This window comes from Jeongeupia naejangsanensis (assembly GCF_016865585.1).
GTDB lineage: Bacteria > Pseudomonadota > Gammaproteobacteria > Burkholderiales > Chitinibacteraceae > Jeongeupia > Jeongeupia naejangsanensis.
Genome location: NZ_JAESND010000001.1, coordinates 645249 through 663525, shown reverse-complemented (window position 1 = coordinate 663525; position 18277 = coordinate 645249). Strand labels below are relative to the sequence as shown.

General features: G+C 61.7%; 23 protein-coding genes. 18 read left to right on the top strand and 5 right to left on the bottom strand.

The features are described from left to right. Window positions 1–15: 15 nt before the first annotated feature. The 8 genes from hflX (at window position 16) to JMJ54_RS03215 (ending at window position 6625) form a co-directional block, all read left to right on the top strand. Complete coding sequence (gene hflX, locus JMJ54_RS03250; protein WP_203536500.1) at window positions 16–1119, top strand: ribosome rescue GTPase HflX; 1104 nt, start codon at window positions 16–18, stop codon at window positions 1117–1119. Window positions 1120–1124: 5 nt separating this feature from the next. Then, window positions 1125–2297, top strand: coding sequence for an FtsH protease activity modulator HflK (gene hflK, locus JMJ54_RS03245; RefSeq protein ID WP_203536499.1), 1173 nt, complete (start codon window positions 1125–1127; stop codon window positions 2295–2297). A 12-nt stretch (window positions 2298–2309) separates the two neighbouring features. After that, a complete protein-coding gene (gene hflC / locus JMJ54_RS03240; RefSeq protein ID WP_203536498.1) occupies window positions 2310–3185 on the top strand; it encodes a protease modulator HflC in 876 nt (291 codons plus the stop codon). Next, the gene (locus tag JMJ54_RS03235; RefSeq protein ID WP_203536497.1) at window positions 3182–3367 is read left to right on the top strand and encodes a DUF2065 domain-containing protein; all 186 of its coding nucleotides are present in this window, start codon (window positions 3182–3184) and stop codon (window positions 3365–3367) included. The genes hflC and JMJ54_RS03235 overlap by 4 nt, the downstream gene beginning before the upstream one ends. Before the next feature lie 68 nt (window positions 3368–3435). Continuing rightward, window positions 3436–4590: an ATP phosphoribosyltransferase regulatory subunit gene (locus JMJ54_RS03230; RefSeq protein WP_203536496.1), complete on the top strand. Its 1155-nt coding sequence runs from the start codon at window positions 3436–3438 to the stop codon at window positions 4588–4590. Between the two features lie 66 nt (window positions 4591–4656). Then, the gene (locus JMJ54_RS03225) at window positions 4657–5952 is read left to right on the top strand and encodes an adenylosuccinate synthase (RefSeq protein ID WP_203536495.1); all 1296 of its coding nucleotides are present in this window, start codon (window positions 4657–4659) and stop codon (window positions 5950–5952) included. 128 nt (window positions 5953–6080) lie between these two features. Next, on the top strand, window positions 6081–6305 hold the full coding sequence (locus tag JMJ54_RS03220) for a DUF2061 domain-containing protein (RefSeq protein ID WP_203536494.1): 225 nt from the start codon (window positions 6081–6083) through the stop codon (window positions 6303–6305). A gap of 101 nt (window positions 6306–6406) precedes the next feature. Further along, entirely contained in the window at window positions 6407–6625 is a 219-nt protein-coding gene (locus JMJ54_RS03215) for a bacterioferritin-associated ferredoxin (protein ID WP_203536493.1), read from the top strand. Between the two features lie 69 nt (window positions 6626–6694). On the opposite strand, the gene bfr (JMJ54_RS03210) is transcribed toward JMJ54_RS03215, so the two are convergent. After that, window positions 6695–7165, bottom strand: a complete 471-nt coding sequence (gene bfr / locus JMJ54_RS03210; protein WP_203536492.1) for a bacterioferritin — start codon at window positions 7163–7165, stop codon at window positions 6695–6697. Window positions 7166–7180: 15 nt separating this feature from the next. Next, entirely contained in the window at window positions 7181–7651 is a 471-nt protein-coding gene (bfr, locus tag JMJ54_RS03205; protein WP_203536491.1) for a bacterioferritin, read from the bottom strand. A gap of 227 nt (window positions 7652–7878) precedes the next feature. Here bfr (JMJ54_RS03205) and JMJ54_RS03200 point away from each other — a divergent pair, with 227 nt between their 5' ends. The 5 genes from JMJ54_RS03200 (at window position 7879) to JMJ54_RS03180 (ending at window position 12084) form a co-directional block, all read left to right on the top strand. Beyond that, on the top strand, window positions 7879–8661 hold the full coding sequence (locus JMJ54_RS03200) for an inositol monophosphatase family protein (protein ID WP_203536490.1): 783 nt from the start codon (window positions 7879–7881) through the stop codon (window positions 8659–8661). Window positions 8662–8702: 41 nt separating this feature from the next. Continuing rightward, window positions 8703–8900: a DUF3460 family protein gene (locus JMJ54_RS03195; protein WP_189460290.1), complete on the top strand. Its 198-nt coding sequence runs from the start codon at window positions 8703–8705 to the stop codon at window positions 8898–8900. Between the two features lie 120 nt (window positions 8901–9020). Beyond that, window positions 9021–10223 (top strand): formate-dependent phosphoribosylglycinamide formyltransferase, encoded by a 1203-nt coding sequence (purT, locus tag JMJ54_RS03190; RefSeq protein ID WP_203536489.1) that lies wholly within the window; start codon window positions 9021–9023, stop codon window positions 10221–10223. Then, window positions 10220–10612 (top strand): group II truncated hemoglobin, encoded by a 393-nt coding sequence (locus JMJ54_RS03185; protein ID WP_203536488.1) that lies wholly within the window; start codon window positions 10220–10222, stop codon window positions 10610–10612. The genes purT and JMJ54_RS03185 overlap by 4 nt, the downstream gene beginning before the upstream one ends. 23 nt (window positions 10613–10635) lie before the next feature. Beyond that, the gene (locus JMJ54_RS03180; RefSeq protein ID WP_203536487.1) at window positions 10636–12084 is read left to right on the top strand and encodes a rhomboid family intramembrane serine protease; all 1449 of its coding nucleotides are present in this window, start codon (window positions 10636–10638) and stop codon (window positions 12082–12084) included. Between the two features lie 2 nt (window positions 12085–12086). Here JMJ54_RS03180 and JMJ54_RS03175 read toward each other — a convergent pair whose 3' ends face one another. From JMJ54_RS03175 to trmL, 3 genes are all read right to left on the bottom strand, one after another. Beyond that, window positions 12087–13376, bottom strand: coding sequence for a tetratricopeptide repeat protein (locus JMJ54_RS03175; protein ID WP_203536486.1), 1290 nt, complete (start codon window positions 13374–13376; stop codon window positions 12087–12089). Between the two features lie 122 nt (window positions 13377–13498). Beyond that, window positions 13499–14182 carry a ParB-like protein gene (locus JMJ54_RS03170; protein ID WP_203536485.1) on the bottom strand — a complete coding sequence of 228 codons (684 nt, stop codon included), beginning with the start codon at window positions 14180–14182 and terminating at the stop codon, window positions 13499–13501. Next, a complete protein-coding gene (gene trmL, locus JMJ54_RS03165; protein WP_203536484.1) occupies window positions 14182–14646 on the bottom strand; it encodes a tRNA (uridine(34)/cytosine(34)/5-carboxymethylaminomethyluridine(34)-2'-O)-methyltransferase TrmL in 465 nt (154 codons plus the stop codon). The genes JMJ54_RS03170 and trmL overlap by 1 nt, the downstream gene beginning before the upstream one ends. A 136-nt stretch (window positions 14647–14782) precedes the next feature. Here trmL and JMJ54_RS03160 point away from each other — a divergent pair, with 136 nt between their 5' ends. The 5 genes from JMJ54_RS03160 (at window position 14783) to gspG (ending at window position 18274) form a co-directional block, all read left to right on the top strand. Beyond that, window positions 14783–15091, top strand: a complete 309-nt coding sequence (locus tag JMJ54_RS03160) for a hypothetical protein (protein WP_203536483.1) — start codon at window positions 14783–14785, stop codon at window positions 15089–15091. A gap of 112 nt (window positions 15092–15203) precedes the next feature. After that, window positions 15204–16055, top strand: coding sequence for a formyltetrahydrofolate deformylase (gene purU / locus JMJ54_RS03155; protein WP_203536482.1), 852 nt, complete (start codon window positions 15204–15206; stop codon window positions 16053–16055). Between the two features lie 6 nt (window positions 16056–16061). Next, window positions 16062–16601: a hypothetical protein gene (locus JMJ54_RS03150; protein WP_203536481.1), complete on the top strand. Its 540-nt coding sequence runs from the start codon at window positions 16062–16064 to the stop codon at window positions 16599–16601. Further along, complete coding sequence (gene gspF / locus JMJ54_RS03145) at window positions 16598–17797, top strand: type II secretion system inner membrane protein GspF (RefSeq protein WP_203536480.1); 1200 nt, start codon at window positions 16598–16600, stop codon at window positions 17795–17797. The genes JMJ54_RS03150 and gspF overlap by 4 nt, the downstream gene beginning before the upstream one ends. Before the next feature lie 39 nt (window positions 17798–17836). Next, window positions 17837–18274 (top strand): type II secretion system major pseudopilin GspG, encoded by a 438-nt coding sequence (gene gspG, locus JMJ54_RS03140; RefSeq protein ID WP_203536479.1) that lies wholly within the window; start codon window positions 17837–17839, stop codon window positions 18272–18274. Window positions 18275–18277 lie beyond the last annotated feature (3 nt).

The window sequence follows — 18277 nt, the reverse complement described above, 5'->3', positions numbered from 1 at the left end:
TGAAAAAAGATAGGCATGTTTGAACGTCACAAGGGCGGTGATTCGGCCGTCTTGGTTTGTCTGGATTTTGGCGAGCCGGACTACCGCGATGGCGTCGACGAATTCGTCCAGCTGGTCGAAAGCGCCGGCGTTACGCCGTTGCACATCGTAGAGGGCAAGCGTGCCCGGCCGGATCCGGCGTACTTTGCCGGCAGTGGCAAAGCGCAGGAAATTGCCGAAGTCGTGCGCGCACACGAGGCGCCACTGGTGATTTTCAATCACCAGTTGTCGCCGGCGCAGGAGCGCAACCTCGAGCGCGTCATGCAGTGCCGGGTGATTGATCGGACGACGCTGATCCTCGATATTTTCGCCCAGCGTGCACGAACCGCCGAAGGCAAGCTGCAGGTCGAGCTTGCGCAGCTCGCGCACATCCAGACACGGCTGATTCGCGGCTGGACTCACCTTGAGCGCCAGAAGGGCGGGATTGGCTTGCGTGGCCCGGGGGAAACGCAGCTTGAAACCGACCGCCGCTTGATCGGCATTCGTGTCAAACGGCTCAAGGACCAGCTTGCCACGGTACAAAAGCAGCGCGCGACGCAACGGCGCGCCCGCATGCGGCGTGGCCAGTTCACAGTATCGATTGTCGGCTACACCAATGCAGGCAAGTCCACGCTGTTCAACGCGCTGACCAAGGCCAGGATTTACGCGGCAGACCAGTTGTTTGCGACGCTCGATACCACCTCGCGCAAGCTGTTTCTGGATGCAGAACACTCGCTTGTGCTTTCGGATACGGTTGGATTCATTCGGAGTCTGCCGCATACGCTGGTTGCCGCGTTTCGGGCTACTCTGGAGGAGACGATCGAGGCTGATCTGTTGCTGCACGTGGTCGACGTGAATCATCCACTGCGCGATGCGCAGGTGGATGCTGTCAATGAGGTTTTGCAGGAAATTGGTGCGGAACGGATTCCGCAATTGATGGTCTGGAACAAGATCGACCTGAAGGGGGGCGAGCCAGCTGTCCTGCTGAACGAGTATGGTAAGATTCAGGCCGTGCGTCTGAGTGCCATGCGCGGGAATGGCTTGGACCTGCTCCGTTCGGCTTTGGTCGATCTCATGAGCCAACCCAGCGAGGATAACTAACGATAATGAGCCAAAACGACCCGCAATGGGGCGGCCGCCGCAAGGATGGCCCGCCTGATCTCGACGAAATGATCCGCAACCTGACGGGCAAGCTGTCCCGATTCTTCGGTGGCGGTAATGGTCAGGGGCCGCGTCCGCAATTGAGCGGCCGTGGTGGTATGACCGGCATTGGCGCAATCGTCGCCGTGCTTCTGGTGCTCTGGGGCGCTTCCGGTTTCTACGTGGTCGACGAGCGTGAAGACGCCGTGATCATGCGCTTTGGTCGCTACGTCGAAACGGTCGAGAACTCCGGCCTGCACTGGCACCTGCCTTGGCCGGTCGAAAGTCGCGAGCTGGTGAATGTCACCGAAATCCGCAGCCTTGACGTCGGCGCGCGCGCCGAAGGCAAGTCGGCGGACGAAGCGGTCATGCTGACCGGTGACCAGAACATCATCGACGTCCAGCTCGAAGTTCAGTACACGCTGAAGTCGGCAAAAGATTTCGTCTTCAACAACCGACGCAGTGACAAGGACGGCAAGGACCTGGTCAAACAGGCTGCCGAGACCGCGATCCGCGAGGTGGTTGGCAAGAACAAGGTCGACTACGTACTCAACGAGGGACGTGGCAAGATCGGTGAAGATACGAAGGAGCTGATGCAGGATCTGCTCAATCGTTACGCCACCGGCATCGCGATTGCGCGGGTCAATATCTCCGATGTGCAGCCACCGGAGCAGGTGCAGGCTGCATTTGCCGATGCGGTCAAGGCGCGGCAGGACAAGGCCAGACTCATCAACGAAGGCACTGCCTACGCCAACGACGTAATTCCGAAGGCCAGCGGTATGGCAGCGCGACTGGTGCAGGAGGCTGAAGGCTACAAGCAGCAGGTCGTGGCGCGCGCCGAAGGTGATGCATCGCGCTTTACCCAGGTCGCTACCGAATACGCCAAGGCGCCGCAGGTCACGCGTGACCGGATGTACCTGGATGCAATGCAACAGATGTACCAGAACACCACCAAGGTTCTCGTCGATCAGAAGTCCGGCAGCAATCTGCTGTACCTTCCGCTCGACAAGCTGATGCAGATGTCTTCTTCCTCCGCGCCGGCCGCAACCGGCGAGGCTGCCAAACCGGTAGCCGAGGCCGCACCGGCCCCGGCGCCCGCGCCGCGCGCGAATGATCGCGGCGAGCGTTACGGTCGATAAGGGGAGAAGAACATGAACCGTATTTTGCCAACGCTGGCTTTGATTCTGGTCGCGCTGTTCGTACTGAGTACAACGTTCTTTACCGTTGACCAGCGACAGTTTGCCGTGGTGTTCCAGTTTTCCGAGGCCAAGCGTGTCATCAGCGAGCCGGGTATCCATTTCAAGATTCCGCTGCTGCAGGACGTCCGCTATTTCGACAAGCGTATCCAGACGATTGACGAAAACCAGCCGGCTCGGGTGCAGACGATCGAAAAGATGAACGTCAAGGTCGACAGCTACATCAAGTGGCAGATCGTGGACGTTGAGCGCTATTACAAGGCGGTTGGTCTTGACGAGCGCAAGGCGGTCGACCGGCTGCGCAACACGGTCAACAACATGCTGCGCGACGAGTTCGGCAAGCGCACCGTGCAGGACGTGATTTCCGGCAAGCGCGAAGAAGTCATGGCGTATGTGCGCAAGGTTGCCGACGCCGACGCAGCACGGATTGGCGTGCGCGTGGTTGACGTTCGTGTCAAACGTGTCGAACTCGAGGACAGTACCTTGGCTTCGGTGTACGAGCGGATGCAGTCCGAGCGCAAGGCCGTAGCGAACCAGCTGCGTGCCGAGGGTTCGGCCGATGCCGAGAAGATCAAGGCCGATGCCGACAAGCAGCGCGAAGTCATCATGGCGGACGCGTACAATCAGGCCCAGCAACTCAAGGGTGAAGGTGACGGCAAGGCCGCGGGGATCTATTCCGCTGCCTACGGCAAGAATCCCGAGTTCTACGCGTTTTACAAGAGTCTTGACGCGTACAAGCAGAGCTTCAGCAAGAAGAGCGATGTGCTGGTTGTCGACCCGAGTTCGGATTTCTTCAAGTACATGAAGAATCCGCGCGGCGGCGGCAAGTGATCGAAACGCTGGCATTGGCGCTGGCCTTGGTCATGGTGATCGAAGGCCTGCTGCCGTTTGCAATGCCGGCGTTCTGGAAGCGCAATATGCTGCGGATCGCCGGTCTGCCCGACCGGCAGATCCGGATTTTCGGTTTGGTTTCGTTGCTCGGAGGCATGCTGCTGGCACTGGTAGCGCGCTGACTGGCGTTGTGATGGATTTGATGGTGCCCGACCGGCTCTGCCGGCGGGCCTTTGGTTTGAATGGAAGCATGAGAAACTGGATTCTCCCGGAACACATTTCCGACGTTCTGCCGCGCGAGGCGCGGCAGGTCGAGACCATGCGTCGCGGCATGCTCGATTTGTTCGGTTGCTACGGCTACGAGCTGGTGATGCCGCCCTTGGTCGAGTATGTCGAATCGCTGTTCCTGCTTGACGATCCGGCCCTGAATCTCAAGACGTTCAAGCTCGTCGACGAGCTGACCGGACGGCAGATGGGCCTGCGTGCCGACATTACGCCGCAGGTCGCCCGGATCGATGCGCATATCCTCAACCGCAAGGGTGTGACCCGGCTGTGCTATGCAGGCTCGGTGGTCAATACGAGGCCGGACGGCATTCAGTCGACGCGCGAACCACGGCAGATCGGTGCTGAAATCTACGGCAGCGCCAGTGTCGCCGCCGATGTCGAAATCATCGAATTGCTGTTTGCCTGCCTGGGTATCGCGGGTCTTGAGGACGTCCGGCTGGACATCGGTCATATTGGCCTTTTCCACGCACTGGCCGATGCCGCGTCCCTGCATGGCGAGCGCCGCGAACAGGCATTCTCTGCGCTGCAGCAAAAGGATGTGCCGACGCTGCAGACGCTGACCGCTGATTTGCCGAAGGCGCTTGCTTTGGGACTGTGTGCATTGCCTTCGCTGTATGGCGGCTCGGAAACGCTGGCGCGCGCACGCGCTGCATTGCCACCGGTTGCCGGTATTGGCGAGGCGCTTGATGCGCTGCAGGCATTGGCGACCGCGCTGGCGGCGCGCCGGATCTCGGTGCGTTTCGACCTCGCCGAGGTCAAGAGTAGCGATTATCACACCGGGCTGGTCTTTGCAGCCTACACCCCCGGTTTTGCAAACGCGCTTGCGCGTGGCGGTCGCTACGATCGCGTTGGGGAAAAATTCGGCCGGGCGCGTGCAGCGACCGGCTTCAGCCTCGATGTTCGCGCACTGACGCGCTTGCCGTTTCCGGATGCCGCACCCGGCATCCTGGCGCCGGCGGGCGACGATCCGAGGCTGATCGCCGCGATTCGTGCGCTACGAACGCAAGGGGAGACTGTTGTCGTTGATCTCGGCGTCGTTGCCGGCGAGGTGCGGGTCGATCGCCGGCTGGTTGAGGGTAAGGATGGTTGGCAGGTCGTCGGTTTCGACGGCCAGGCATAATTCGGCGCGCGGCTGCCCGCCGCGCATACCGTTTGCAATTTACATTTGATTGGATCGAGGTTAGGCATGAGCAGAAATGTGGTGGTGATCGGCACCCAGTGGGGCGATGAAGGCAAGGGCAAGATCGTTGACTGGCTGACGGACCAGGCACAGGGCGTGGTGCGCTTTCAAGGCGGTCACAACGCTGGGCACACGCTGTGGGTCGGCGGCAAGAAAACGGTGCTGCGCCTGATTCCGTCGGGCATCCTGCACGCAGGCAAAGCCTGCTTTATCGGCAATGGCGTGGTGATTTCGCCGGAAGCGCTGCTGAAGGAAATCGACGAGCTCGAGGCTGCTGGCGTTGATGTGGTCAACCGCCTGAAGATTTCCGAGGCATGCCCGCTGATCCTGCCGTATCACATCGCGATCGATCAGGCGCGCGAAGCGGCCAAGGGCGACAAGAAGATCGGTACTACCGGTCGTGGTATCGGCCCGGCGTACGAGGACAAGATCGCGCGTCGCTCGATCCGTCTGCAGGATCTGTACTACCCGGAGCGTTTTGCTGCCAAGCTGCTGGAAAACCTTGACTGGTACAACTTTGCGCTCAAGCAGTACTTCAAGGCCGAGCCGCTGGACTTCCAGCGCGTTCACGATGAAACGCTGGCCTACGCAGAACGCATCAAGCCGATGATGGCCGATGTCTCGCGCGAACTGTACGAACTGAACAAGGCGGGTTCGCCGCTGCTGTTCGAAGGTGCGCAAGGCACGCTGCTTGATATCGATCACGGCACTTACCCGTTCGTGACTTCGAGCAACTGTGTCGCCGGTGCGGCTGCCCCGGGCGCAGGCGTGGCACCACAGATGCTGCAGTACGTTCTCGGTATCGTGAAGGCCTACACGACCCGCGTCGGTTCGGGTCCGTTCCCGACCGAGCTGTTCGATGACGTTGGCGCCGGTCTGGCAGAGCGTGGCAACGAGTTCGGTTCGGTCACCGGCCGCCCGCGTCGCTGCGGCTGGTTCGATGCCGCTGCACTCAAGCGTTCGATCCAGATCAACGGCGTGTCGGGTCTGTGCGTAACCAAGCTCGATGTGATGGACGGTATCGAGACGATCAATCTCTGCACCGGCTACAAGCTCGACGGCAAGTTTGTCGACATCCTGCCGATCGGTGCCGAGAACATCGCGCGTTGCGAGCCGGTTTACGAGGAAATGCCGGGCTGGAGCGATTCGACCGTCGGCATCAAGCGCTATGAGGACCTGCCGGCAAACGCGCAGGCCTATCTGAAGCGGATCGAGGCGATCTGTGAAGCGCCGGTCGACATGATTTCGACTGGACCGGACCGCGAAGAAACCATCGTGTTGCGCCACCCGTTCAACGGCTGATACGGTCCGTTGCTCCCCCAAACCCCGCCCCGTAGCGGGGTTTTTCTTTGGGGGCTATGGCTGCGATAGCAACAATTGGCTGGTTTTATATTTGATAACGATTATCATTTGTAAAAAAGGAGCCAGCCATGATCAAGACGATGACCTTTGCCGCCACGCACTTCTCGGTTGCTTTTGCGGTTGCGTATGCACTGACGGGCAGTTTCGGTGTGGCCAGCCTGCTGGCCTTGATCGAGCCGATGGTCAACACGGTTGCCTACCACTATCACGAGAAAATCTGGGAGCGCATTCGCGGCTGCGACAAAGGCATCGCCGATGCAGGCCACGCGCGGTTGTGCGGCCACGGGCACTGATGCCGTTTATCGGTTGAGGCCGATGCGAGCTTTTCCACGCTTGCACGGGCGAAGGGGAGTAAGCATAATGAGAATGCTTATCAATATTTGACTTCGCCCTCATGTACGTTTGCGTCTGCAACAGCGTTACCGACAAAGACATTCACCGCGCCGTGATGCGGGGTGTACGTACGTTCAAGGAACTCAAGCACGAAACGGAAGTGGCTACGTGCTGTGGCAAATGTGCCGGCTGTGCCAAGCAGGTATTGAAAGAGGCGATCCACCAGCATGCCCGCGAAGAGCATGCCGTCCCGTCGTTCGGTGGGCTGGCCGCCGCTTGAAGCATCGTGAATTGAACGACAACGGGGCGCCCATGGGCGCCCCGTTGTCGTTTCTGCGGGTCAAGCGGATCAGCTGGCCTGCAGCTGCAGATAGTTCGGCAGGCCGAGCGCCTCGATCAGGCCGAGTTGCTGTTCGAGCCAGTGAGCATGATCCTGCTCGGTGTCATCGAGCAACTGCACCAGCATGCCGCGGGTGACGTAGTCCTGAACCGATTCGCACAATGCGATGACTTTCTTCAGCGCTTCGGCAACCTCGATCTCCGTGATCAGATCGTTTTTCAGCATGGCCGGGACATCGCCACCGATGCGCAGCGCGGTACGCGCAGCAACGTTGGGTGTGCCGCCAAGAAAGAGGATGCGCGCGATCAGCCTGGTTGCATGGCCGATTTCGTCGCCGCGTTCGTGATCGATGCGCACAAACAGCTTGGTGTAGCCCCAGTTGTCGTACATCTGGCTGTGAACGAAGTACTGGTCGATGGATGTGAGTTCGGCTGCGAGCAGCTCGTTCAGGGCCGTGATGACCTTGGTGTTGCCTTGCATGGTGGTTCTCCGTTCTTATTCGCCGACTTGCGATTGCAGATAGTTTTGCAGTCCCAGCGAGGTCCGCAGTTCGGCCTGGGTATCCAGCCAGTCCAGATATTCCTCTTCGTCCTCGAGCAGGTTTTCGAGCAAGTCACGGGAGACGTAGTCCTGGCTTTCCTCACAGAGCGCGATGGCTTCCCGCAGCGTCTTGAGATGGCCGGTGACCAGCTTGTGATCGCAGTCGAGCATTTCCGGCACGATTTCGCCGATCAGCAGCTTGCCGAGCTGCTGCAGGTTGGGCAGGCCTTCGAGAAAGAGAATGCGTTCGATCAGCTTGTCGGCACGCTTCATGGCATCGATCGACTCGTGGTAGGCGCGATCGTTCAGCACCTTGTACCCCCAGTTGCGATACATGCGTGCGTGCAGGAAATACTGGTTGATCGCCACCAGTTCGTTGCCCAGAACGCCATTCAGCGTCTTGATGACTTTCTTGTCGCCTTGCATCGTGATTCTCCATTTCTTATTTCTGGGTTTATTTTATCCTCATCTGATTGGATTTCTAATTATTTGTTTGCACGTATATCCGAATATATTGGGAATCATTATTGTTCAATTGCAATAAGAATAATAATTCTCATTAATGAAATTGTCCGAATGTCATCGTGGCGAGGTAGAGCCCTAGCAGGGTGCGTGGTAGTCTGCCGGTCGTCCAGATGATTAGGGGTTCACAGATGCCGATGCCGTCCGCCGACCAGCTTGCGCTGGCGCATGCACTTGCCGATGCCAGTGCCGAGGTGATCCGCCGTTACTACCGCAGCGATTTCGCCATCGTCGACAAGGACGATGACAGCCCGGTGACCCAGGCGGATCGTGAAGCCGAGAAGGCCATGCGGGCACTGATCGAGGCAAGGCGACCGCAGGACGGCATCATCGGCGAGGAATTTGGCGAGCAGAATGCCGACGCAGACTGGGTCTGGGTGCTCGACCCGGTCGACGGCACCAAATCGTTCACGGTCGGTCGGCCGCTGTTCGTCACGCTGATCGGTCTGATGTATCGCGGCGAGCCTGTCTTCGGCGTGATCAACCAGCCGATTACCGCCGACCGTTGGCTTGGCGGTGAGGGTGTGCCGACGACCTTGAACGGTCAGCCGGTGAGTAGTAGCGATGTTAAGGGGCTGGCAGGGGCCATCATCGGCACCACCGGCCCGGAATACCTGCCAAGGGCGCGTCCGGTGTTCGAATCGCTGGCCAAGCGCAGCCGTTACCAGATCTACGGTGGCGACGGTTACCTTTACGCGCAGCTCGCCAGTGGCTGGCTGCAGTTGGTGGTCGAAGAGGGCCTGAAACTGCATGATTTTGCCGCGCTGGCGCCGGTGATCAATGCGGCAGGTGGGCGCATGACCGACTGGCAGGGGCGGCCGCTGCACCGTCACAGCGAAGGTTGCGTGCTGGCTGCGGCCAATGCGACGCTGCATGCGGCCGTGCTCCCCGAGCTGGCGGCATTGGCGGTATAATCACCGCAAAACCACGATACTGCTGCACGGATCAGCCGACCATGTTCAAGAATACCCAGTACGTTTCCGAATACACCCAGTTCATGCAGGGCTACCTGAAGGACCATCCGGATGTGGCCAAGGGCCAGACCGAAGGCCGTGCGCTGCTGTGGGACAAGGCGCCGATCAACCTCGACGAGCGCGAGCGCGCCGCCGAATCGAACGTGCCGCAGAAGTCCTATCCCTACCTGACCGAGTAAACCGGTCGCGTCGATGCTGCAAACAGGCCGGTTTTCCCGGCCTGTTTGCTTTTTGGGCCGGCTGGGGCGGCAAAGCCGCGTGATACCATCGGCCCGATATTCAACACGAGGAATGCATCCATGCGTCTGGGTACCCCATTGTCTGCATCGGCCACCAGAGTCATGCTGCTCGGCTGCGGCGAGCTCGGAAAGGAAGTCATCATTGCGCTGCAGCGCCTCGGCGTTGAAGTGATCGGCGTCGATCGCTACCCGAACGCGCCGGGCATGCAGGTCGCGCATCGCAGCCACGTGATCAACATGGCCGACCCGGCTGCGTTGCGGGCGCTGGTCGAAGCCGAACGGCCCCATCTGATCGTGCCTGAAATCGAGGCGATTGCCACCGACGAACTGCTGCGGATCGAGGCTGACAGACTGGCCGAGGTGATTCCGACCGCGCGCGCGGCCAACCTGACGATGAACCGCGAGGGCATCCGCCGCCTTGCGGCTGAAACACTCGGCCTGCCGACGTCGCCGTACCGCTTTGCCGCGAGTTTCGACGAGATGGCTGCGGCGGTCGGCGAGATCGGCTATCCGTGTCTCGTCAAACCGGTAATGTCGTCGTCGGGCAAGGGCCAGTCGACGCTCAAGGGGCCGGAAGATCTGCGTGTGGCCTGGGATTACGCAGCCAGCGGCGGTCGCGTCGACGCCGGCAAGGTGATCGTCGAAGGTTTCATCGATTTCGATTACGAGATTACCCTGCTGACGGTGCGCGCGGTCGGCGCTTCGGACGAGGTCGAAACGCAGTTCTGCGCGCCGATCGGCCACGTGCAGGTCAAGGGCGATTACGTCGAGAGCTGGCAGCCACAGCCGATGAGCCCGGTCGCGCTCGAACGTTCGCGCGAGATCGCCAAGGCCGTCACCGACAATCTCGGTGGCCGCGGCCTGTTCGGCGTCGAGCTGTTCGTCAAGGGAGATACGGTGTGGTTCTCCGAAGTGAGCCCGCGCCCGCACGACACCGGTCTGGTGACGCTGGCGAGCCAGCGTTTTTCCGAGTTCGAACTGCATGCCCGCGCCATCCTCAAGCTGCCCGTCGACGCCAGCCTGCGCGAGCCGGCGGCGAGTGCGGTGATTTACGGCGCAATGGACGAGACCGGCATCGCCTTCGACGGTGTTGCCGATGCCTTGGCTGTGCCGGGCGCTGACCTGCGCCTCTTCGGCAAGCCGGAAGCATTTGCGCGCCGCCGCATGGGCGTGGCGGTGGCCTCCGCAACCGATATCGACACTGCGCGCGAACGCGCCAAACAGGCCGCTGCTTGTGTCCGACCGGTCAAGGTGCAGGCATGAGCGAACTCCAGGAAATGACGCCTTACCAGCTGCTCGGTGGTGACGTCGTGCTGCGCCAGCTGGTCGACCGCTTCTACGACATCATGGCGACCGATCCGCGCGCGGCCGGCATCCACGCAATGCATGCACCGGATACCGCGCTGATCCGCGACAAGTTCTTCGACTTCCTGTCGGGCTGGCTTGGAGGGCCGCAACGCTTCATCGAGAAGTACGGTCATCCGCGACTGCGTGGCCGGCACATGCCGTTTGCGATCGGCGAGTCCGAACGTGACCAGTGGCTGCTGTGCATGTTTCAGGCGATGGAGCAGACGCCGATGGACGCGGCCTTGCGCGAGCACCTCGAAGAGGCGTTCTACAAGACCGCCGATTTCATGCGCAATCAGGGCTGATCGGCCCGCGCCGGGAGAGACGGATGCTGATTCTGCCCTTGCCGGCGCAACCCGACTGGCGCCGCCCGCCATGGGTGACGCTGTTGCTGATTGTCGCGTGCTGTCTGATCTATTTCGGCGGCCAGTACCATGACGATGCGCGCCGTGCGCGTGCGTTCGCTCACTATCAGGAAGCCGGGCTCGCCGAAATCGAACTGCCGCGCTATCTCGCCGATCTGGAACGGCGTGGCGAGGACAAATTGCTGGCCGAGCTGCGTGCCGATCACGACGGCAACTCGCCGCTTGCGCTGATGGCCTTGCAGGGGGATCCGGATTTCCTGCAGCGGCTGGGTGCGGATCAGGTGATCAGTCCGGCCATGCCCGAGTACACCGGCTGGCGCGCCGGCCGGGCCGAGTTCGACCGGCTGTACCGGCAGGTATTTACCGATCGCTTCGCGTTGCGGCCGGCAGCCCCGACGCCGCTGACGACCTTCATGCACATGTTCATGCACGGCAGTGTCGACCATCTGCTTGGCAATATGGCGATCCTGTTCATCGTCGGCTACACCGTCGAGGCGGCGCTCGGTGGGGGTGTCTTCCTGCTGTTCTATCTGATTGCAGGCTTGGGTGCGGCCATTCCCGACCTGATCGCCGGCGCGCCGCGCTATTCGGTGTCGCTCGGTGCTTCCGGTGCCATTGCCGGGGTGATGGCAATGTTCGTCGTGCTCTACGGCATGCGCAAAATCCGCTTCTTCTACTGGATCGTCGTCTACTTCAGTACGCTGAAAGCACCGGCGCTGATCGTGCTGCCGGTCTGGCTGCTGACCGAGTTGTGGATGCGCTTGAGTTCACCCGAAAGCCACGTCAACTACATGGCGCACTTCGCCGGCCTGCTCACCGGCGCAATGCTGGCTGCGGCGTACCGCTTCCGGCGCAAAGGGCGTTCAGCTGCACGGATCGAATCCGCTGACGTTGCCACGCAGGATGCGGATCAAGTGCGGGAGGCGGAGCGCTGGGCTGCGGATCTGCAGTTCGACAAGGCTGCCGCCATGTACGCAAAGCTGACGGTGCGCCGTCCCGACGACGTCGCGCTTGCGTCCGCCTTCTATCGCGCTGCCAAGCTGCAGGCCGATCCGGTTTTGCGACAACAGGCGGGACTGCGCGTGCTCGAACTGGCTCCGACAGCGCCCGCGTTGCGCGCCATGGCATCCGAAGCCTGGCAAGCCGCGCTGGCGCAGTGTTCGACCTTGCCCAAGTTATCGGTGTCGCAATGGTTGAAGCTGGCCGCCGGGTGGCTTGACGACGGCGACGCCGACAGTGCCGACCGTTTGTTGCGGATGCTGGTACAGCGTATGCCGGATCAGCCTGCGCTACCGGCTCTGCTTTTCAGAGCTGCAAAGCTGTTCAGGCAGAAAGGCGACATCGGCCGGGCCGATGCTTGCCGACGGTTGCTGGTGCAGCATTATCCGGATGCCGCCGAGGCAAGGCTGTAGCTTCACTGAGTCGCCAGTCGGGTGATCGTCAGCAGTAGCCGTTCCGCTTCTGCGCGAGCGGGGTGTTGCGGAAAACGCGCGATCAGTGCCTGCAGCAGCTTGCTGGCTTGGGTGTCATCGTTGCGGTGCTCGCACAGCAGTCGCGCGCCGAGCAGCATCGCCGTCGCAATGTCGGCGTTGCCAGGGTAGCGTTTTTCGAAACCGCGCAGCAGGCTGATGGCCAGTGCCGGTTTGCGTTGTTCGTACGCCAGCTGCGCCAGTTGCACCGCCAACTGCCCGTTACCTGGCTGGAATTCGGGCAACCGTCGCCTGACCGATTCGACCACATTCAGTGCCTGGCCCCGTTTGCCCGCCTGCTGCAGCGCGTCGAGGTAGCGGGCTGCCGCATCACGCAATGGTTCGTCCGGCGCGTTTGCGGCAATCAGCAGCTTCAGGTTGCGATCATGCAGATTCAGCTCGCCCGGGTGTGCTCGCAATGCTGCGCGCAGGGTTGCCAGCGCCGCGTCGGTGTCGCCGCTGCCGAGTAAGGCGCCTGCCTCGTCAATCGCCTGCTGTTGCGGCGTTGCCGGTGCGGTCTCCATGCCATGCACGGCGAGGCCGATGGCGTCGTGATACTGGTACAGCACGTAGCCCATCAGCCGGTACATCACCAGCGTGAAGTACATGTAGACAAAACCGATACCGAGTGCGACCAGCAGCCCGTTGTCGAACCAGACAGGCAGATAGTGAATTGCTGCCGATATGCCGATGCCGAGCATGGACAGGCAGGCCCACAAACCCAGATAGGGAAGGCCGATGTCGCGGATCAGGCTCCACAGCAGATTGGGCGAGACCGATTCGATCAGGCTGTCGCTCAGTGCGAGTTGCATGATGCTGGCCGGCCAGACCAGCATCAGTACCAGCGAGAGCAGCTCGGCGGCGAGCGGTCCGAGCATGGCCGCGGTCAGGCCGACGAGTGCGCCGGCCAGAACGAGCGCGACAAAGTGCTTGTACGGGCGCCATTTGTGCGCATCGTCGTGCTCGAATGCCAGTGGTGTTTCACCGATATGACCGAGTGCAGTGCGCTCCAGAACCGAAAACGCAAAACGCAGGAAAAACACCGCGATCAGCAGCATCGCGAGCGCGCCGGGCAGGCCGTCCCCGGTAAACCATGTCAAAGCGACGAAGACGAATGCGAAACCTGCCAGCGGCAGCAGCGCCTCCAGCCGGAACGGATAGGCGAAAAACTGCGGGAAGCATTCCCAGTAAGGCGTAATGGCTGAGGGCTTGCGGTACGTACGGGCGGGCGTCATCGTGCGGATCGAGCGGTAGGGTGTGGCTACTCTATCTGCTCCGAATGACTTGCGTCATGATCGCGTCAGGTTTTGGGTCGGAATGCAGTGTTTGCGCCACCGTGCCGCATAGCCGGTTGCCGCTAGCGTGCGCCGGCGGGGCAATCCTTGCGGTAGCCGGGCAAAGCACTGGCTGCCGGTTCGCAGGCCAGCTGCTGCGCCTGTTTCAGCGCAGCGGGGAGGGTGGTGCGGTCGATGGCGCGCCAGTCCATCCGTTCGCCGAAATAGCGTGCCCAGGCGAACTCGACAAAGTAGGCGCGCTTGGCCTTGTCGTAGGCGCCGGCATCCTGGGCGTAGCCGGCCAGGCTGCGGTAGGGGTCGTCGCCGAGCGCTGCCAGCGAGGCCGGCAGTTGAGCAGGCTGAATGGCCTGGCCGCGTGCGTCGTACAGCCAGGTCCAGTGACTAGTCACCATTTTTGGCCAGAAGTCGCTGTCGATCTTGCCGATCACCCTGACCGTTGCCTGTGTCTGGCCGATCTTCAGTAGCGCGCTGGCCAGGTGGTGGCGGTCGGTCAGATAGAAATCGCCGTCGGGGGAAAGTACGACCGGAATCTGCTTCTTGCGCTCGTAGGCATCGAGTTGCGCCGCTGTTTTGCCGGCGAGCTTGCCTGCTTCGTCGTCGACCTGCATTTTTCCGACGTTGGCCTGCGTCGGTCGCAATGCGCTCAACGACAGTTGGCAATCGCTGCCGACCGGCGTTTGTGTCGTGCACGGTGCGGAATGTGCGAAGGGGCTGGCGAGCAGCAGGGCAAGCAAGCAAATCCGCATCAGGAGCCTTCGGCGTAGCCGTGTTGTCGCCAAGCTTCGAATATCGTCACCGCAACCGCGTTTGACAAGTTGAGACTGCGCTGGCCCGCGCGCATCGGTAGCCGGATGCGTTGCTCGGGCGGGAAACGCACCAGAACATCATCCGGCAGGCCACGCGTTTCCGGGCCGAAGACGAAGACATCGCCGGGCTGGAAGGCCAGTGCGTCGAAACGGCTGCTGCCCTTGGTGGTCATTGCAAAAAAGCGCCGGTCGGGCAGGGCGGCAAGCAGCGCATCCCAGTCGTCGTGTACGCGCAGTTCGGCGTACTCGTGGTAGTCGAGTCCGGCGCGCTTGAGTTTGCTGTCGTCGAGCTCAAATCCGAGGGGTTTGACAAGATGCAGCGTACAGCCGGTATTGGCGGCCAGACGGATGACGTTGCCGGTGTTGGGCGGAATTTCCGGCTGGAAAAGGACGATGTCGAACATGGAGAAACCGATAAATGGTGGGTGATTGTTGACGCAGTGAGTAAGTTCTTGTGCCTATGCTGCAGCAGCACATCATGTGTCGGGGTGCATCCCTATGGTACTGATTCCAGAAGAAATTCTGATCTCGGCGGCGAAGATGGCCATGCTCGACGGATTGACGCCGGCGCAGACAATGGCGGTTGTGTTTCGCGCGATCGATCACGAATTCGCTGGTGCCGGCGGGCGCCGATTCAATCCGGCGCGCACGGCGGGGGTCGGTGCCGCAATCTATGCCGCCATGTTCGGCTATCCGCTGCGGTTTGTCATCGACCCGGCGGAGCGCGGTGGCCACCGCTGGGAGAGCGAGCTGCCCGAACACGGCTACAGCCAGCCGTTTCAGGGCTTGTTCATTGAAGCGATGCTGCTGGTCGACAGCCACCGGCGACGCAGGCAACTGGTTGCCTGATGGTTGTCACAGTACTGACATCGTCTGCCGTTAGCCTTGCGCCCTCAGCGTTTCTGCCCAGTGCGAAAGCGAGCTGCTAGAATCGGCTGCAGCTTTCTATACCGGAATCTTCATGAATACCGCCACTTTGCTGATCAGCTGCCCGGACCGCAAAGGCCTGTCTGCCGCGATCGCCAATTTTCTGTACACGTACAACGCCAACATCGTTCACGTCGACCAGCACCAGGACAACTCGGAAAACCTGTTCCTGATGCGTGTCGAGTGGGATCTGACCGATTTCACGCTCGACATGGACGCGTTCACGCCGGCCTTCCAGCCGATCGCCGACCGCTTCCAGATGCAGTGGACCGTCGCACTGTCGGCCGAACGGCCGAAGATGGCGATCTTCGTCTCCAAGTACGACCACTGCCTCGTCGATCTGCTGTACCGCCACAAGAGCGGCGAGCTGCACTGCGACATTCCGCTGATCATCTCCAATCACGAAGACTGCCGCGCGCTGGCCGAGTTTTACGGCATCGCCTATCACGTGATTCCGGTCGGCAAGGACAACAAGGCCGAGGCCGAGGCGGCGCAGAAGGCGCTGCTCGAAGCCCACGGCATCGACCTGATCGTACTGGCCCGTTACATGCAGGTGCTGTCGCACCAGTTCACCGCGGCCTATCCGCAGCGCGTCATCAACATCCACCACAGCTTCCTGCCGGCATTCGACGGCGCCAAGCCGTATCACCGTGCGTTTGCGCGCGGCGTGAAGCTGATCGGCGCGACCAGCCACTATGTGACCGAAATCCTCGACGACGGTCCGATCATCGAGCAGGACGTGATCCGCATTTCGCATCGTGACGACGTCGAGGAGCTGATCCGCAAGGGCCGCGATCTCGAGAAGATGGTGCTGGCGCGGGCGGTGAAGTGGCATCTCGAGCACCGTGTGCTGGTGTACTCGAACAAGACCGTGATTTTCGCCTGATCCGCCGTGCAAGCCTTGTTGCGTGATGCCATCGGCCTCGTCCGGCTTCGGGTCGAGCCGCTGGCACATTACCGTTATCCGGTGTGGCAGCCGCTGGCGTGGCTGGCCTTGCTGTCGACGGCTGCCGCGCTCGGTGCCCATGATTTTGATGCGCCGCTGCTGGCCAAAGTGGCGTTCTTCGTCACGCTCGATCTGCTCAGCACCATCGTCTCGACGTTGTGGCTGATGGGCTGGCTGCGCCTGCTCGACCGCAAACCACTCGAGTCCAGCCTGTTCCCACTGGTAGTGCTGGCGGCAACGCCGCAATTGCTGCAGCCGCTGGCGGCGCTGCTCGACGGCGACGCCGAACTGATCGCTACGGTCGTGCTGACGCTGTACGGCCTCGTCGTGCTCGTTCGTGCCGTTGCGGTCGCGACGGCGCACCGGACGGGACAGATTGTTGCCGGCCTGCTTGCCTACCTGCCGCTGGCCTTGCTGCAGTACGGCCTGGCGGTGCAAATGGCGACGATCTTCGGCTGGATTCCCGCCGAGGCGGCGGCGACGTGAGCGCATTCCGTTACCGCGCGGTCGATGCCGACGGCAAGGAAGTCCGCGGTGGCATCGAGGCCGACAACGCCCGCAGTGTGCGGATGCAGCTGCGGGAGCGCGGCCTGTGGGTGAGCGAGTTGCACGAGGGGGCGATGCCCGGGGCGGGCCGACGCCCGCGTGGTCTTGGCACCGCGCGACTGGCGCTACTGACCCGGCAATTGTCGACACTGCTCGACGCTGGATTGACCATCGACGAGGCGCTGGTAGTGCTCGGGGAGCAGAGCGACGGCGAGCGTGAAAAGACGCTGGTTGCCGCCATCCGCAGTGAAATCCTCGCCGGCGTGTCACTGTCACAGGCGCTGGCCAGCCATCCGGCTGCATTTCCCGAGCTGTACCGGACCATCGTCGCCGCTGGCGAGGAATCCGGCAAGGCGGCAGCGGTGATGCAGCGGCTGGCCGACTATCTCGAAAGCCGCGCCGCGCTGGCGTCGAAAGTGATGCTGGCGTTCATCTATCCGTTGGTGGTGATGGTCGTGTCGGCGCTGGTCATCATCGGCCTGCTGACATGGGTGGTGCCGCAGATGGTGACGGTATTCCAGAGTGCCAAACAGACCCTGCCTTTCCTGACCCGGGCGCTGCTGTGGGTCAGCGCGCTGGTGCGCGATTGGGGCGCGGTGCTGCTGGTGGTGCTGGTACTCGCTGGACTGGGTGTCTGGCGTGCATTGAAACAGCCCGGCGTCCGGCGCGCATTTGATCTGTGGGTGCTGCGGCTGCCGCTGTTCGGCCGCTTCGAGCGCGCCGGCAACACCGCCAGACTGGCCTCGACGCTGGCCATCCTCGTCGGCAGCGGTGTGCCGCTGCTCAGGGCAATGAACGCCGCAGCGGGCGTGATCGGGAGTCTGCCGTTGCGCGATGCCGTACAGACTGCCGCCGCGCAGGTCCGCGAGGGGATGACGCTGTCGCGTGCGCTGGCCGAATCGAAGCTGTTTCCGCCGGTGCTGATCCATCTGATCGGCAGCGGCGAAGCTACCGGCCGGCTTGAGCACATGCTCGACAAGGCGGCGCAGCAGCAAAGCCAGGAGCTGGAGAATCGCGTTGCCACCTTCACCAGCCTGCTTGGTCCGGTCATGGTGCTGCTGATGGGCGGTGTCGTGCTGCTGATCGTGCTGGCAATCCTGTTGCCGGTGTTCGAGATGAACCAGTTGGTCAAGTAAGCCGGATTCAAAGCCATACCCAATAAAAACGGAGTAGAGATGATGCAAGCCCGGAGCGCGGTTCAGCGCGGTTTTACCCTGATCGAAATCCTTGTTGTCATTACGATTCTGGCAATTCTCGGTGCGCTGATCGTGCCCAAGATCATGGACCGGCCGAACGAGGCGCGCGTCGTGGCCGCCAAGCAGGACATCCGCAGCGTGGTGCAGGCGCTCAAGCTCTACAAGCTCGACAACGGCCGCTATCCGACCACCGAGCAGGGGCTGAAGGCGCTGACCGAAAAGCCGGGTGTGCCGCCGGTGCCGATGAACTGGAAGACCGGTGGTTACCTCGAAAAGCTGCCGAAAGACCCGTGGGGCGGCGATTACCTCTACCTGAATCCGGGGCTGCACGGCGAAATCGATGTGATGAGCTACGGCGCCGATGCTGCCCAAGGCGGCGAGGGCTACGACGCCGACATCGGTTCCTGGCAGCAGTAAATC

Bases quoted from the DNA above. Each gene is read 5' to 3' on its own strand.
- JMJ54_RS03185 (WP_203536488.1), top strand. From the start codon at position 10,220: ATGAGCGAACTCCAGGAAATGACGCCTTACCAGCTGCTCGGTGGTGAC.
- gspG (WP_203536479.1), top strand. From the start codon at position 17,837: ATGATGCAAGCCCGGAGCGCGGTTCAGCGCGGTTTTACCCTGATCGAA.
- JMJ54_RS03175 (WP_203536486.1), bottom strand. From the start codon at position 13,376: ATGACGCCCGCCCGTACGTACCGCAAGCCCTCAGCCATTACGCCTTAC.
- JMJ54_RS03180 (WP_203536487.1), top strand. From the start codon at position 10,636: ATGCTGATTCTGCCCTTGCCGGCGCAACCCGACTGGCGCCGCCCGCCA.
- purU (WP_203536482.1), top strand. From the start codon at position 15,204: ATGAATACCGCCACTTTGCTGATCAGCTGCCCGGACCGCAAAGGCCTG.
- JMJ54_RS03225 (WP_203536495.1), top strand. From the start codon at position 4,657: ATGAGCAGAAATGTGGTGGTGATCGGCACCCAGTGGGGCGATGAAGGC.
- JMJ54_RS03195 (WP_189460290.1), top strand. From the start codon at position 8,703: ATGTTCAAGAATACCCAGTACGTTTCCGAATACACCCAGTTCATGCAG.
- JMJ54_RS03220 (WP_203536494.1), top strand. From the start codon at position 6,081: ATGATCAAGACGATGACCTTTGCCGCCACGCACTTCTCGGTTGCTTTT.
- JMJ54_RS03160 (WP_203536483.1), top strand. From the start codon at position 14,783: ATGGCCATGCTCGACGGATTGACGCCGGCGCAGACAATGGCGGTTGTG.
- JMJ54_RS03230 (WP_203536496.1), top strand. From the start codon at position 3,436: ATGAGAAACTGGATTCTCCCGGAACACATTTCCGACGTTCTGCCGCGC.
- purT (WP_203536489.1), top strand. From the start codon at position 9,021: ATGCGTCTGGGTACCCCATTGTCTGCATCGGCCACCAGAGTCATGCTG.
- trmL (WP_203536484.1), bottom strand. From the start codon at position 14,646: ATGTTCGACATCGTCCTTTTCCAGCCGGAAATTCCGCCCAACACCGGC.
- bfr (WP_203536491.1), bottom strand. From the start codon at position 7,651: ATGCAAGGCGACAAGAAAGTCATCAAGACGCTGAATGGCGTTCTGGGC.
- JMJ54_RS03170 (WP_203536485.1), bottom strand. From the start codon at position 14,182: ATGCGGATTTGCTTGCTTGCCCTGCTGCTCGCCAGCCCCTTCGCACAT.
- hflC (WP_203536498.1), top strand. From the start codon at position 2,310: ATGAACCGTATTTTGCCAACGCTGGCTTTGATTCTGGTCGCGCTGTTC.
- bfr (WP_203536492.1), bottom strand. From the start codon at position 7,165: ATGCAAGGCAACACCAAGGTCATCACGGCCCTGAACGAGCTGCTCGCA.
- JMJ54_RS03215 (WP_203536493.1), top strand. From the start codon at position 6,407: ATGTACGTTTGCGTCTGCAACAGCGTTACCGACAAAGACATTCACCGC.
- JMJ54_RS03200 (WP_203536490.1), top strand. From the start codon at position 7,879: ATGCCGATGCCGTCCGCCGACCAGCTTGCGCTGGCGCATGCACTTGCC.
- hflX (WP_203536500.1), top strand. From the start codon at position 16: ATGTTTGAACGTCACAAGGGCGGTGATTCGGCCGTCTTGGTTTGTCTG.
- hflK (WP_203536499.1), top strand. From the start codon at position 1,125: ATGAGCCAAAACGACCCGCAATGGGGCGGCCGCCGCAAGGATGGCCCG.